The organism is Sphingomonas sp. Leaf9 (assembly GCF_001421355.1).
GTDB lineage: Bacteria > Pseudomonadota > Alphaproteobacteria > Sphingomonadales > Sphingomonadaceae > Sphingomonas.
In genome coordinates this window covers 470,995-484,410 of record NZ_LMKC01000003.1, presented here as the reverse complement: position 1 = coordinate 484,410, position 13,416 = coordinate 470,995, and the positions used below count along the sequence as shown (strand labels likewise).

Annotated in this window: 12 protein-coding genes; 6 read left to right on the top strand and 6 right to left on the bottom strand. The window is 68.5% G+C overall.

Annotated elements, in window-relative coordinates; all coding sequences use genetic code 11:
* Positions 1-12 precede the first annotated feature (12 nt).
* From ASE58_RS10115 to rsmA, 3 genes are read left to right on the top strand one after another with little or no spacing between them, the layout of a single operon-like run.
* Positions 13-1,374: a peptidylprolyl isomerase gene (locus ASE58_RS10115; protein WP_235511759.1), complete on the top strand. Its 1,362-nt coding sequence runs from the start codon at positions 13-15 to the stop codon at positions 1,372-1,374.
* A 13-nt stretch (positions 1,375-1,387) separates the two neighbouring features.
* Positions 1,388-2,386: a 4-hydroxythreonine-4-phosphate dehydrogenase PdxA gene (gene pdxA, locus ASE58_RS10110; protein WP_235511758.1), complete on the top strand. Its 999-nt coding sequence runs from the start codon at positions 1,388-1,390 to the stop codon at positions 2,384-2,386.
* Positions 2,383-3,216 (top strand): 16S rRNA (adenine(1518)-N(6)/adenine(1519)-N(6))-dimethyltransferase RsmA, encoded by an 834-nt coding sequence (gene rsmA / locus ASE58_RS10105; protein ID WP_055756596.1) that lies wholly within the window; start codon positions 2,383-2,385, stop codon positions 3,214-3,216. The genes pdxA and rsmA overlap by 4 nt, the downstream gene beginning before the upstream one ends.
* Positions 3,217-3,243: 27 nt before the next feature.
* On the opposite strand, the gene ASE58_RS10100 is transcribed toward rsmA, so the two are convergent.
* The 5 genes from ASE58_RS10100 to ASE58_RS10080 form a co-directional block, all read right to left on the bottom strand.
* A complete protein-coding gene (locus ASE58_RS10100; RefSeq protein WP_055756934.1) occupies positions 3,244-3,765 on the bottom strand; it encodes a tetratricopeptide repeat protein in 522 nt (173 codons plus the stop codon).
* Positions 3,766-3,794: 29 nt separating this feature from the next.
* The gene (locus ASE58_RS10095) at positions 3,795-4,976 is read right to left on the bottom strand and encodes an RsmB/NOP family class I SAM-dependent RNA methyltransferase (protein ID WP_055820590.1); all 1,182 of its coding nucleotides are present in this window, start codon (positions 4,974-4,976) and stop codon (positions 3,795-3,797) included.
* 128 nt (positions 4,977-5,104) lie between these two features.
* Positions 5,105-6,562 (bottom strand): IMP dehydrogenase, encoded by a 1,458-nt coding sequence (gene guaB, locus ASE58_RS10090; protein WP_055820586.1) that lies wholly within the window; start codon positions 6,560-6,562, stop codon positions 5,105-5,107.
* A gap of 18 nt (positions 6,563-6,580) precedes the next feature.
* Complete coding sequence (locus tag ASE58_RS10085; protein ID WP_055820582.1) at positions 6,581-8,032, bottom strand: M28 family peptidase; 1,452 nt, start codon at positions 8,030-8,032, stop codon at positions 6,581-6,583.
* Positions 8,033-8,069: 37 nt separating this feature from the next.
* A complete protein-coding gene (locus ASE58_RS10080) occupies positions 8,070-8,870 on the bottom strand; it encodes an HpcH/HpaI aldolase/citrate lyase family protein (protein WP_055820577.1) in 801 nt (266 codons plus the stop codon).
* 51 nt (positions 8,871-8,921) lie between these two features.
* On the opposite strand from ASE58_RS10080, the gene ASE58_RS10075 reads away from it, so the two are divergent.
* The 3 genes from ASE58_RS10075 to ASE58_RS10065 are packed head-to-tail and all read left to right on the top strand — an operon-like array spanning position 8,922 to position 12,207.
* Positions 8,922-9,899, top strand: coding sequence for an SPFH domain-containing protein (locus tag ASE58_RS10075; protein ID WP_055820573.1), 978 nt, complete (start codon positions 8,922-8,924; stop codon positions 9,897-9,899).
* Complete coding sequence (locus ASE58_RS10070; RefSeq protein WP_055820570.1) at positions 9,896-10,330, top strand: NfeD family protein; 435 nt, start codon at positions 9,896-9,898, stop codon at positions 10,328-10,330. Before ASE58_RS10075 ends, ASE58_RS10070 begins: the two co-directional genes overlap by 4 nt.
* A 56-nt stretch (positions 10,331-10,386) precedes the next feature.
* The gene (locus ASE58_RS10065) at positions 10,387-12,207 is read left to right on the top strand and encodes a DUF885 domain-containing protein (RefSeq protein ID WP_055820568.1); all 1,821 of its coding nucleotides are present in this window, start codon (positions 10,387-10,389) and stop codon (positions 12,205-12,207) included.
* 39 nt (positions 12,208-12,246) lie between these two features.
* On the opposite strand, the gene ASE58_RS10060 is transcribed toward ASE58_RS10065, so the two are convergent.
* Complete coding sequence (locus ASE58_RS10060; RefSeq protein ID WP_235513559.1) at positions 12,247-13,374, bottom strand: mechanosensitive ion channel family protein; 1,128 nt, start codon at positions 13,372-13,374, stop codon at positions 12,247-12,249.
* Positions 13,375-13,416: the final 42 nt, after the last annotated feature.

The following is a 13,416-nucleotide window of genomic DNA, read 5'->3' as shown; positions in this document are numbered from 1 at the left end:
TATGACGACCAAGTGACCAAGAACATCGTGAATGCCGGCCGTATCGGCCGTTCGATCGCCGGTTTCGTCGCGATCGCCGCCGCCGCCACGCTGGCCGCCCAGACGGTCAACGACGGTCAGGACGTGCCCGGCGCGAACCTGAACCTTCCGGGCAACCCGACAATCTTCGGCAAGCTGGACCCCAATATCCGCAAGCCGACCGCGATCGTGAACGACACGGTGCTGACCGGCACCGACGTCGATCAGCGCATGGCGCTGATCGTCGCCCTCAACGATTACAAGCTGAGCGCCGAGGACCGCGAAGTGTTGCGCGCGCAGGTCGTGCGCCAGCTGATCGACGAGACGCTGCAGATCCAGCAGGCGAAGGCCAAGGATATCACCGTCACGTCGGCCGAGCTGGAACAGAGCTTCGACCGGTTGGCCAAGCAGCGCTTCAAGCAGACGCCCGAGCAGCTGCGTGCCTATCTGCGCACCGTCGGCTCGTCGGATCGCTCGCTGCGTCGCCAGATCGAGGGCGAGCTGGCGTGGAGCCGGCTGCTGCGCCGGCAGGTCGAACCGTTCGTGAACGTCGGCGAGGAAGAAGTCGCCGCCGTTATCAAACGGATGGAGGAGTCGAAGGGCACCGAGGAATACAGCCTTCGCGAAATCTACATGGCGGCAACGCCCGATCGCGCAGCCGAAGTGCAGGCGGCGATGCAGAAGATGATCGAGCAGATTCGCCAGGGCGCACCGTTCGAATATTTCGCGCGCAACTTCTCCGAAGCATCGACCCGCGCAGTCGGCGGGGACCTGGGCTTCGTGCGCCTGAACATGCTGCCCGACCAGCTGCAGCGCGCCGCGACCCAGATGCAGGTCGGCCAGATCGCCGGCCCGATCGAGGTGCCGGGTGGCTATTCGATCCTGTACCTTGCCGACAAGCGGCAGGTGCTGATGGCCGATCCGCGCGACGCCAAGCTGGCGCTGCGCCAGCTGTTCCTGCCGTTCGCCCCCGGCACGACCGAAGCGCAGGCGAGTGCAAAGGTTGCGGCCTTCACCGAAGCGACGCAGGCGATCCGCGGTTGCGGTGATGCAACCAAGATTGCGCAGGCACAGAAGGCCGAGGTGGTCGACAACGACGCGGTGGTGCTGCGCAGCCTGCCGCCCGCGTTGCAGGACATCATCCTGAAGCTGAACGTCGGACAGGCGACCCCGCCCTTCGGTTCGCCCAAGGACGGCGTGCGCGTGCTGATCCTGTGCGGTCGCGAAGATCCGCGCACCGCGGGCATTCCCACCGCCGCGCAGATCCAGGCCGGGCTGGAGCAGGAGCGCGTCAATCTGCGGGCGCAGCGCATGATGCGCGACCTGCGGCGCGACGCCGTGATCGAGTATCGCTGAGGCGGCGGGTCGGATGCCGATGGTCGCGCCGCTCGCGATATCGATGGGCGATCCGGCCGGCATCGGCCCGGAAGTGATCGCAAAGGCATGGGCGCGCCGCGACAGCGAGGCGCTGCCCTGTTTCTTCGCGGTCGGCGATGTCCGGGCGGTGTCGCAGGTCTGGACCGGCCCGGTCGAACGGATCGACGATCCGCGCGATGCGGCGCGCGTCTTCCCCCGCGCCCTGCCCGTCGTATCGGTCATCGACGGCGACGCGATCGTCCCCGGGCGGCCCGATATCGGCGGTGCTCGGTGCGCGCTGCAATCGCTGGAAATGGCGGCGGGGCTGGCACGGTCCGATGCCGCGTCGGGGCTGGTAACCGCGCCGATTTCGAAGGCCGAACTCTATCGCATCGGCTTCAACTATCCCGGCCAGACCGAATTCGTCGCCGAACATTGCGGCGTGTCGCGGGAGAATGCGGTGATGATGCTGGCCGGGCCGACGCTGCGGGTGGTGCCGATCACCATCCATGAACCGCTGGCCGCCGTGCCGACCGCGCTGACCGTCGACCTGATCGTCGCGCGGGCGCGGGCGACGGCGCGTGGGCTGGTCCGTGACTTCGGCATCGATGCGCCCCGGCTGGCGCTGGCCGGGCTGAACCCCCATGCCGGCGAAGGCGGTGCGATCGGCCGCGAGGAGATCGAGGTGATGCAACCGGCGGTCGCGCAGTTGCAGGCCGAGGGGATCGATATCGTCGGGCCGCTGGCCGCCGACACGATGTTCCACCCGCGCGCGCGGGCGAAATATGATGCCGCCCTGTGCGCCTATCACGACCAGGCGCTGATCCCGATCAAGACGCTGCATTTCGACGATGGCGTGAACATCACGCTGGGCCTGCCGATCGTGCGGACCTCGCCCGACCACGGCACCGCGTTCGACATTGCCGGGCAGGATGTGGCCGAGCCGGGCGCGATGATCGCCGCGATCCGCATGGCCGGCGAAGCCGCCGCACGCCGCGCCGCCGCCGCATGACGCTCGCCCCGCTCACCGCGCTGCCCCCCTTGCGCGACGTGATCCAGCGCCACGGCCTGTCGGCGAACAAGGCGCTGGGGCAGAATTTCCTGTTCGACCAGCAGCTGCTCGACCGGATCGCGCGGGTGCCCGGCGACCTGCACGATCAGGAGGTGCTGGAGGTCGGGCCGGGCCCCGGCGGCCTGACGCGCGCGCTGCTGCTGGCCGGGGCAAAGGTGACTGCGATCGAGCGCGACCATCGCTGCATCCCGGCGCTTGAGGAACTGGGCGCGGCCTTTCCCGGACGGTTGCGCGTGATCGAAGGCGACGCGCTGGAGGTCGATGCGCCGTCGTTGTTCGAGGGGCGACCGCATATCGCGTCCAACCTGCCCTACAACGTCGGCACCGCGCTGTTCGTCGGGTGGTTGTCCGCCGACTGGCGGCCATGGTGGCAGAGCCTGACGCTGATGTTCCAGCGCGAGGTTGCCGACCGGATCGTGGCCAGCGCCAATGACGATGCCTATGGGCGGCTCGCCGTCCTGGCGCAATGGCGCAGCACGGCGCGGATCGCGATGCCGGTCCATCGCAGCGCCTTCACGCCGCCGCCCAAGGTCATGTCGGCGGTGGTGCATGTCGTGCCGACCGATGCGCCCGACGGCGTGGCGCTGAAGGTACTGGAACGGTTGACGGCGGCGGCGTTCGGCCAGCGGCGCAAGATGCTGCGGCAGAGCCTGAAGGCGGTGCCGGGCGCGATCGAGGCAGCGGAAACGGTCGGGATCGATGTGACCCGCCGCGCGGAGACGGTTTCGGTGGCCGAGTTCGTCGCGATGGCGCGGGTTCTGTCGGCCTAGGAGGCCGGGACCTCCTGACGACAGTACCTATTGCGGCGTCGCTGGTGCCGGGGTGCCCGGAACGGCGGGAGGAGTCTGCTGCGCCGTGGCGGTAACCGGCGGTCCCTTCGCAATGACGGCCGCGAGTTCGTTCGCCGCCGGGCACGTCGCACCGCAGACGGTCTTCAACTTGGCCAGGGTGTCACGGGCGCGATTGACCGCGCCCTTCTGCACCAGTGCCTCGCCCTCGCCCTTCAGCGCGGCGACGTCGTTAGGCTCAAGGCTCAGCGCTTCGCGGTACAGGCGGATCGACTTGCCGGGCAGGCCCTGCACCCGCGCGATATCGGCGAGGCTGATGTAGGCGGCACGATTGCGCGGATCGATCACCAGCGCACTTTCGATCAGGCCGGTCGCGCCAGCGGTGTCGCCGGCGGCCTGCGCCGCGCGCCCCTGCTGGAGCAGCGCCATCGAGCGCGGATCGATCTGGTTATCGGGGCGCTGGCCGCTCAGCGACGCCGATGCGCAGACCAGCACGAGTGCCCCCGCGACCGCAACCGAGGTGAACCGCATCAACATCTCCGACCTAAGGACTGACACGCTCAGGCCCGGCCGAGCCGTGCGACGAAGAAGCCGTCGGTAGAGTCGGATGCCGGGGTCAGGCGCATTCCCCGACCGTGGACGCGCCCGCGCGGCAATGCAAGCGGCAGCGCACGCCATCCGGCATGGCGCGCCAGAAACGCATCGACCTGCCCCGCCCCTTCGGCATCGAGCAGCGAGCAGACGACATAGGTGATGGTCCCGCTCGGCGACGTCAGTCCGGCGGCGACGTCGAGCAGCCGCGCCTGCGTCGCCACCACCCGGTCGAGCCGTTCGGGCGTCAGCCGCCAGCGCGCTTCGGGATTACGGCGCCATGTGCCGGTTCCCGAACAGGGCGCATCGACCATCACGCAGTCCGCCTGCCCCGTGACATCGGCCAGCATCGCCGCTTCCCTGCCCGGATCGAGCAGGCGCGGCTCGGCAATCGTCACCCCGGCACGCGCGGCGCGCGGGGCAAGGCGCGACAGACGCGCGCGGTCGGTATCGGTTGCGAGGATGCGGCCGCGGCCTGCCATCTGCGCGGCGATGGCCAACGTCTTGCCCCCGCCGCCCGCGCACAGGTCGATCGCCAGGCCATCGGGCAAGGCGCCGACCGCGAGCGACACAATCTGGCTACCGAAATCCTGCACCTCCGCACGACCGTCATGCAGCGCAGCGTCGTGGTCGAGCGGGGTGTCCGGCGGCAGGCGGATCGCATCGGGCAGGTCGGCGGCCGGATCGCCGCCCAGTTCGGCGAGGATGGCGTCGCGATCGGCGCGCAGGCGGTTGACCCGGATGTCGAGCGGTGCGCGTTCCAGCAGCGCGGCCAGATCTTTATCGTCCAGCCCCGACGCGCGAAAGGCATCCACCAGCCATGCCGGGGCATAGCCCGGTTCGGCACGCGGTTCGTCGGCCGTGATCGGCTGCGGACCATAGGACGACCCGTCGAACGTCGCCGCGAGATCGGGATCGCCATCGGCGATCGCGACGACCGTGGCACGGCCTGACACCGGCACCGCGCCGAAACGCCGCACCGCGTCATAGGCAAGCGTACGGATCGCGCGCCGATCCTTCGACCCCGCATAGCGTCGCGCGGCGAAGAAGCGCTTCGTCACCTGATCCGCCGCAGCGCCGCCGCCACGCGCGGCATCGATGATCGCATCGATCAGGTCGATCGCCGCCTGGGTACGCGCAGCCGGGTTCATTGCAGAAGGTCCTGAAAATCCATGCGCGACGCTACCAAGATAACCTATGTCAATCCAGTCGGATACGAAACCGCGCCCGCCGGCGAGCCGGGGGCGCGGTCGATCCTGTGTCCGAACGGTGTGCCCGATCAGCGCGTTGGGTAGTTCGGTGCCTCGCGGGTGATCGTCACGTCATGGACGTGGCTTTCGCGCAGGCCCGCATTGGTGATGCGGACGAAGCGGGCGCGCTCCTGCAGGTCGGTGATGGTGTGCGATCCGGTATAGCCCATCGCCGCCTTCACGCCGCCGACCAGCTGGTGGATGACGTCCTTTGCCGGGCCCTTGAACGCGACCTGCCCCTCGATCCCTTCGGGGACGAGCTTCAGCTGGTCCTTGATATCCTGCTGGAAATAGCGGTCGGCCGACCCCTTGGCCATGGCACCTACCGATCCCATGCCGCGATAGCTCTTGTACGCGCGCCCCTGATACAGAAACGTCTCGCCCGGTGCCTCTTCGGTGCCGGCCAGCAGCGATCCGATCATCACCGCCGACGCGCCGGCGGCCAGCGCCTTGGCAACGTCGCCCGAGGTGCGGATGCCGCCATCGGCGATCACCGGTACACCCGTGCCCGCCGCCGCCTTCGCCGCGTCCATCACGGCGGTCAGCTGCGGCACGCCGACGCCGGCGACGACGCGGGTGGTGCAGATCGATCCGGGGCCGATACCGACCTTGATGCCGTCCGCCCCCGCATCGATCAGCGCGCGGGTGGCGTCGCCGGTCGCGACGTTGCCGGCGATGACCTGTACGTGCGGCGCGATCGCCTTCACCCGCTTGACCGCTTCGGCGACCTGCCGGTTATGGCCGTGCGCGGTGTCGATGACGATCAGGTCGCATTCGGCGTCGATCAGCGCCTCGGTCCGCTCATAGCCCTTGTCGCCGACCGTGGTTGCGGCCGCGACGCGCAGGCGGCCGGTGCCGTCCTTGGTCGCGTTGGGATAGGTTACCGCCTTCTCGATATCCTTGACGGTGATGAGACCGACGCAGTGATAGGCATCATCGACCACCAGCAGCTTTTCGATGCGGCGCTGGTGCAGCTGACGACGCGCTTCCTCCTGGCTGACGCCGATGCGGACGGTCGCGAGGTTTTCATGCGTCATCAGCTCGGCGACGGGCTGGTTCGGGTTTTCGGCGAAGCGGACGTCGCGGTTGGTCAGGATGCCGGCCAGCTTGCCCGATGCCTCGACGACCGGGATGCCGCTGATCCGGTGGCGTTCCATCAGCGCGCGCGCGGCCGACAGCGGCGCATCGGCGGTGATGGTGATCGGGTTGACGACCATACCGCTTTCGAAGCGCTTGACCGCGCGCACCGCCGCGCACTGTTCCTCGACGGTCAGGTTGCGGTGGAGCACGCCGATGCCGCCCAGTTGCGCCATGACGATCGCCATGTCGGCTTCGGTCACGGTGTCCATCGCGGACGACAGGAACGGGATGTTGAGCGCCAGGTTGCGGGCGACGCGGGTGCGCGGGTCGGCCTGGCTGGGCAGCACGTCCGATTCCTGCGGAACCAGCAGCACGTCGTCGAAGGTCAGGCCGAGGGTGATATCCATGGGAAGCGTCGTCTCGTATCAGTTGGCGGGGTAGCGGGCGGGATCGGCAAGCGCGCGGGCGAGCGCCACGTGCAGGTCGGCGTCCTCGGCGGCACCCGACAGGTCGATGTGCGCGAGGTCGTCATTGGGTTTGTGGTATGGGCCGTCGAGATAGGCGAACAGCTGCTTCATGTCGCTGACCGAACCGGTCGCCATGATCGCGGGGATGCCGCGCTTGCCGAACGCCCAGCCGTCCTGCCGCTGGATCATGATGTTCGCTTCGGTGTCGGTATCGACCTTGCGGCCCAGCGACCGGGCGGTTTCGTCGACGATCGCGTCGATCTTCGGATGGTTGCCGCGCCCGACGATCGCGACCGGCGTGCCGGTCGGAATGATCGCGGTCGTGTCGATGTTGAGGTTCGCCACGACCTTCAGCGGGGTGTCGGCGATCGCGGCGGCATAGGCGTCGGCGCCCAGCAGCCCCTTCTCCTCCGCCGTGGTCGCGACGAAATAGAGGCTGCGCGCCGGGCGAGCGCCCTTGGCGAGCACCCGCGCCACTTCGATCAGGATCGCGGTGCCGCTGGCATTGTCGGCCGCGCCGTTACAAATCCGGTCGGGCGCGCCTTCGGGACGGCAGATGCCGATATGGTCCCAATGCGCCGACAGCAGGACGGCTTCGTTCGGACGCTGCGTGCCCGGGATCATGCCGACGATGTTGGCGGTGGTATAGCGGCGGGTGGTGCCGGTTGCGGCAATGTCGATCGTCGCCTTGCCCCGGAACGGGCGGAAGTCCGGCGCGATCGCGGCCTTGCGCAGATCGGCGGCGGAGCGACCGAACAACGTTTCGGCAAGGGTTGCCGGCACGACGCCGCTGAAGTCGGGACGGCGCGGGGTGCCGACGATCGTCGCGCTCGAAAAGCTGGGCGTGATGTCCGCCCATGGCGTCTTCGGCGGCGCGATCAGCAGGACACCGACCGCACCCGCCGCCAGCAGCGTCGCGTTACGCTCGGCCGAGGGCACTTGCGGCGCGTCCGGCGCGGTCCCGCCGATTACGACCGCGACCGCACCCTTCAGGTTGGTACCCGTCATCTGATCGGGGGCGCCGCGCCCGACGAAGACCAGCGGCGCGCGCCGGATCGCAGTGGTCGGGGACAGGCCAAGGCCGGCAATCTGGTTGGCGGACAGGGGCGTGCTGCGCCCGCCCTGCTGCACGGTCGCGCTGACCAACCCGGCGCGGTGTTCGGCCATCGCCACTTCCTGTCGCCAGCGGCCATCGGGCACGCCGGGTTTCAGGCCGGCATCGGCGAACGCCTGCAGCACATAGGCTTCGGCACGGTCGCCGCCGGGGGTTCCGGGTTCGCGCCCCTCATACGCGTCGCTGGCAAGGACGGCGACATGGCCACGCAGCATCTGCGGCGTGATCGATTGGGCCAGGACCGACGTCGTGCTGCACAGCAGGGCGGCGAGTCCGAGGATCGGGCGGAGCGTCATGCGCCCCACTATCGACCCGAACCGTTACGGGCAAGCGTCAAGGCGCGCGTTGCAGCATCCGGCGTGCCATTTCGACGTGCATGTCCTCGATCATCCGGTCCTGGAACCGTTCGGCACCGCCGCGCGCCGCCGCGACGATCGCGCCGGCTTCCTCCAGTTCGGACGGTGTCGGTGAAAAGGCGGTGTTGGCGACCGCGATCTGGTCGGGATGGATCAGCGACTTGCCGTCGAATCCGGTCATGCGCCCGTCGGCACATTCGCGCGTCAGCCCGTCGCGATCGTTCAGCGCATTGAACACGCCATCGATCGCCCAGCCGCCGGCCGCGCGCGCCGCAAGGACGACCGCCTGCAAAGCATAGGCCAGCGGCCCCCGCCCCGCACCCAGCGGCAACCGCAGCGAATCGGCGAGGTCGTTGGTGCCGACCATCAGCCCGACGACACCCGGCGTCGCCGCGATCGATGCCGCCGCCAGCACGCCCCGCGCCGTTTCGATCATCGCCAGCACCGGACGGCCATCGAGCAGGGCGAGGTCGTCGGGCGACTCCACCTTGGGCACCACCGTCAGCGCAACGCCGGCGGTGGCGATCGCGGCCAGATCGGCGGTGAAATGCACCGTATCGGGCGCGTTGATCCGCACGGCGGCGCCGCGCCCGTGCAGCAGTTCCAGCGACACCGGCAGTGTTTCGCGCGCCGTCACCTTGTCCGCATCGCGCACCGAATCCTCAAGGTCGAGGACGATCAGGTCGGCGGCCAGCCCCGCCGCCTTCGCGACCATGCTGGGCCGGATCGCGGGCACGAACAAAACGCTTCGCGGGGCAAGGGTTATCGCTGGTTCCATCACGCGGTCATGCTAGACAGCGTTGGACAAAACACAAGCAGGGGACGACCGATGCTCTTGGGCCTGATTGCGGCGATCGTGGCGATGGTCTTGCTGTATCTGTTCGCGAGCGTGAAGATCGTCACGCAGGGGCATCAATATACCATCGAGCATTTCGGCCGCTTTACCGCCGTCGCCAAGCCGGGGTTCAATTTCTACCCCGCCTTCTTCTATCGCGTCGGCCGCAAGGTGAACATGATGGAGCAGGTGATCGACATTCCGGGGCAGGAAATCATCACCCGCGACAATGCGATGGTGTCGACCGACGGCGTAGTGTTCTTCCAGGTGCTGGACCCGGCCAAGGCGGCCTATGAGGTGTCCGACCTGTATGTCGCCCTGCAACAGATCACGACGACCAACCTGCGCACGGTGATGGGGTCGATGGACCTCGACGAAACGCTGTCGAAGCGCGACGAGATCAACGCCCGGCTGCTGGGCGTCGTCGACCATGCGACGAATCCGTGGGGCGTCAAGATCACCCGCGTTGAGATCAAGGACATCCGCCCGCCCGCCGATATCGTCAACGCGATGGGCCGCCAGATGAAGGCCGAGCGCGAGAAGCGCGCCAACATCCTTGAGGCGGAGGGAACGCGCGCCTCCGAAATCCTGCGTGCCGAGGGGCAGAAGCAGGCCCGCATCCTGGAGGCCGAAGGGCGGCGCGAATCCGCCTTCCGCGATTCCGAAGCCCGCGAACGCGCGGCCGAGGCAGAGGCAAAGGCGACGCAGGTCGTCAGCGACGCGATCGAGGCCGGCGGCACGCAGGCGATCAACTACTTCATCGCGCAGAAATATGTCGAGGCGGTCGGCAAGTTCGCCACCAGCCCCAATGCTAAGACGATCCTGTTCCCGGTCGAGGCGACGCAGCTGATCGGTACGCTGGGCGGCATCGGCCAGCTGGCGAAGGAAGCCCTGAGCGAGAGCAAGGCGCCCGCCCCTGCCCAGCCGGCCCGTGAACGCCCCGCCGGCCCGTTCGAACCGCCCGCGCGATGATCGACAGCGGCTATGCCTGGCTGCTGCTGGCGGTCGCGCTGGGCGTGGCGGAGCTGGCGGTGCCGGGCGTGTTTCTGGTGTTCATCGCCCTTGCGGCGGGGGTTACCGGGCTGCTGACCTTGCTGTTCCCCGCGCTGACGCTGCCGGCAGAACTGGCGGTGTTCGGGGCGTGGAGCGTGGTGACGGTGCTGGTCGGGCGACGCTGGTACACCGATTATCTGGTCGACAGCGACGATCCGCTGCTCAACGATCGGGGCGCGCGGCTGATCGGGCAGACGGTGGTCGTCGTCGATGCAATCGCCGGCGGCACCGGCCGGGTTCGCGTCGGCGACAGCGAATGGATCGCGCGGGGCCCCGACCTGCCCATCGGCACGCGGGTCCGCATCGTCGGCGTGTCCGGCGCAGTGCTCAGCGTCGTCGCCGACGATTGACGCGGCCGGCGCGGCGCGGGACACGTAGGCGCAAACAGCCCTGCAAGGATGCCCCGATGGAACTCACCCGCCGCGACTGGATCGCCGGTGCCGCCGCCTCGACCCTGACCGCCGCGTTGCCGGTTCGCGCACAGGGCGCGGCCGCTCCGGCCGACAAGGCGGCGGAGGCCACCCTGTCGAAGATCGCCGACGCCATGCTGCTCGATTCACCGGAGGCGGCCAGCAGCCTCGGCATCGATACCGGCGCGCGGGCGGCGCTGAAGTCGCGGCTGGGTGACCGGTCGGCGGCCGGGCAGCGGGTCATTGCCGATCACCTGCGCGGGCATGTTGCCACGCTGAAGCGGATCGACACCGCGCCGCTTTCCACCGCGACGCGCACCGATATCGATGTGGTGAAGACCGCGTTCGAAACCGCACTCGACGGCTTTGCCCTGCCCTATGGCGACGTGGCGGTCGGGGGGTGGCGCAACACGCCCTATGTCGTGATCCAGAATGTCGGCGCGTATCTCGACGTGCCGCGCTTCCTCGACAGCGATCACAGCATCGCCACGCGCGTCGATGCCGACGCCTATCTGGCACGGCTCGACAGCTATGCGCGGCAGCTGGACGGGGAGACGCAGCGGGTGCGCGCCGCCCTCGCGCTCGGGGTGGTGCCGCCGGACTTCCTGCTCGACAAGACGATCCGCCAGCTCGAACAATCGGTGTCGGGCGATCCGGCCGGATGGGACATCGTGACCTCGCTGTCGCGTCGGACGAAGGCGATTCCGGGCGACTGGACCGCAAGGGCCACCGCCATCGCCCGCGACCGGGTGAAGCCCGCGCTCGAACGGCAACTTGCGACGATCCGCGCCAGCCGGACACAGGCGAAGTCCGACGCCGGCATGTGGGCGCGGCCGGATGGCGATGCCTGGTATGCCTGGGCGCTGCGCGCGTCGACCACCACGACGATGACCCCGGACGAGGTCCATGCGCGCGGCAAGGAGGAATTGGCCGCGTTGCAGGCGCAGATGGACGTGATCCTGAAATCGCTGGGCTATACCAAAGGCAGCGTGGGCGAGCGGATGACGGCGCTGGGCAAGGACCCGCGCTACACCTTTCCCAATAACGATGCCGGCCGGGCGCAGATCATGGCGCTGGTGCAGAACCGGCTGAGCGATATCCGCGCCCGGATGCCGCGCGCCTTCAACACGCTGGCACCGGGCAACGTCGAGGTGAAGCGCATCCCGGCGGTCGAGGAAGCCGGTGCGCCGGGCGCCTATGGCGGGGCGGGGTCGATCGATGGGAAGGTGCCGGGCAAGATGTGGATCAACCTGCGCACGACCGAGCTGTGGACCCGCTATTCGCTGCCGACCTTGGTCTATCACGAGGCGATTCCGGGCCATGTGTGGCAGGGCGAGTACAGCTTCCGCCTGCCGCTGATCCGGTCGCTGTTGCAGTTCAATGCCTTTTCGGAAGGCTGGGCGCTGTATTCCGAACAGCTGGGTGACGAACTGGGTGCGTACGAGGGCGATCCGGTCGGGCGGCTGGGCTATCTCCAGTCGATCGCGTTCCGCGCCTGCCGCATGGTGGTCGACACCGGGCTGCACGCCAAGCGCTGGACCCGCGGACAGGCGGTGCAATGGTTCGCCACCACCAATGGATCGAGTGTCGAGGAAGTATCGGGCGAGGTCGACCGCTATTGTTCGTGGCCGGGCCAGGCGTGCGGCTACAAGGTCGGTCATTCGGAGATCAACCGCCTGCGCGACCGGGCAAGGACAGCGCTGGGGCCGCGTTACGATTTCAAGGCGTTCAACGACCTGGTGGTGCAGGGCGGCGGGGTGCCGATGACCGTGCTCGGGCGCAATGTCGATGCGTTCGTGGCGGCGCGGAAGGCCTGAAACCGTACTCCGTCATTCCGGCCTGCGCCGGAATGACGGTCAGTTGGACCGGGCAGCTTGTCCATCCACCGCCACCCGCCGCCGCGGCAGCGCCTCGGGCATCTCGTCGCGGATATAGGCAAGCACCCCCTCGCGCAGCGAACAGCGCAGGTCAAACGCGCGTGCCGCGTCCGATGCGGTGGCGAGGATGCGGACCTCGATCGCATCGGGCTTGGTATCGGTCACCTGCAACACATATGCCCGCCCGTCCCACAGTGGATCGGCCTTCACCAGTTCCTCGAACCTTTCGCGCAGGCGGGGGATGTTGGTCGTCGGATCGAGCCAGAAAAAGGCGGAGCCGAGCAGCCCGCTGGTCGTGCGTGTCCAATTCTGGAAGCTCGCTTCGAGGAATTTGGAGACGGGCACCACCAGCCGCCGTTCGTCCCACAACCGGACCACGACATAGGTCAGGCGGATTTCCTCGATCCGGCCCCATTCGTTCTCGATAATGACCACATCGTCGATGCGGATCGGTTCGGTGAACGCCATCTGCACGCCGGCGATGATGTTCTTCAGCGCAGGCTGGGCGGCGGCACCGACCGCCAGCCCGGCAAGCCCCGCCGACGCCATCAGCGTCACGCCGATCGACCGGATGCTCGGGATCGACAGCAGCATCAGGCAGACGGTGATGAAGCCGATCGCGATGATCGCGATACGGCCCAATATGGCGCTGCGCGTCCGTCGCCGGCGGGCCTGCAGATTGTCGGCGACGGTGATGTCGGTCGCGACCTCGATCGCCTGTACCGATGCGCGGATCATCGCGATCGCGAACCAGCCCATCAGCAGCGGCACGGTCAGCCCGGCCATTTGCGTCCACAGGTCGTCCCACCGTTCGGGCAGGCGGAGCGGGCGGCGGACGCTGGCCAGCGCCATCGCGACCAATATCCACCGCATCGGCCGCCACGCATGGTCGACATAGACGTCATCGACCGACCCCGGCGTGCGCGCGGCAAAGCGGCGCAGGACGCGGAACGTCGCGGTGTGCAGCAGCAACGCCGCCAGCAGCGACAGGGCAATGGTGCCCAGGTCGACCGCCGCCGGTGGCAGGGTGTTCAGAAAACGGTGTAGCTCGCGCATCACCCCGCCAACACGTTGCGCCGCACCATGTTCCGAAACGGGGTATGCCAAGGTCGCAAGACTTGGCTTTCGCGACCCGACCGGCTAGGTTGT

Excerpts from the sequence above, each read along its gene's own strand:
- ASE58_RS10100 (WP_055756934.1), bottom strand. The coding sequence starts at position 3,765 with ATGCGGTTCACCTCGGTTGCGGTCGCGGGGGCACTCGTGCTGGTCTGC.
- pdxA (WP_235511758.1), top strand. The coding sequence starts at position 1,388 with ATGCCGATGGTCGCGCCGCTCGCGATATCGATGGGCGATCCGGCCGGC.
- ASE58_RS10085 (WP_055820582.1), bottom strand. The coding sequence starts at position 8,032 with ATGACGCTCCGCCCGATCCTCGGACTCGCCGCCCTGCTGTGCAGCACG.
- ASE58_RS10080 (WP_055820577.1), bottom strand. The coding sequence starts at position 8,870 with ATGGAACCAGCGATAACCCTTGCCCCGCGAAGCGTTTTGTTCGTGCCC.
- ASE58_RS10070 (WP_055820570.1), top strand. The coding sequence starts at position 9,896 with ATGATCGACAGCGGCTATGCCTGGCTGCTGCTGGCGGTCGCGCTGGGC.
- ASE58_RS10065 (WP_055820568.1), top strand. The coding sequence starts at position 10,387 with ATGGAACTCACCCGCCGCGACTGGATCGCCGGTGCCGCCGCCTCGACC.
- ASE58_RS10075 (WP_055820573.1), top strand. The coding sequence starts at position 8,922 with ATGCTCTTGGGCCTGATTGCGGCGATCGTGGCGATGGTCTTGCTGTAT.
- guaB (WP_055820586.1), bottom strand. The coding sequence starts at position 6,562 with ATGGATATCACCCTCGGCCTGACCTTCGACGACGTGCTGCTGGTTCCG.
- ASE58_RS10095 (WP_055820590.1), bottom strand. The coding sequence starts at position 4,976 with ATGAACCCGGCTGCGCGTACCCAGGCGGCGATCGACCTGATCGATGCG.
- rsmA (WP_055756596.1), top strand. The coding sequence starts at position 2,383 with ATGACGCTCGCCCCGCTCACCGCGCTGCCCCCCTTGCGCGACGTGATC.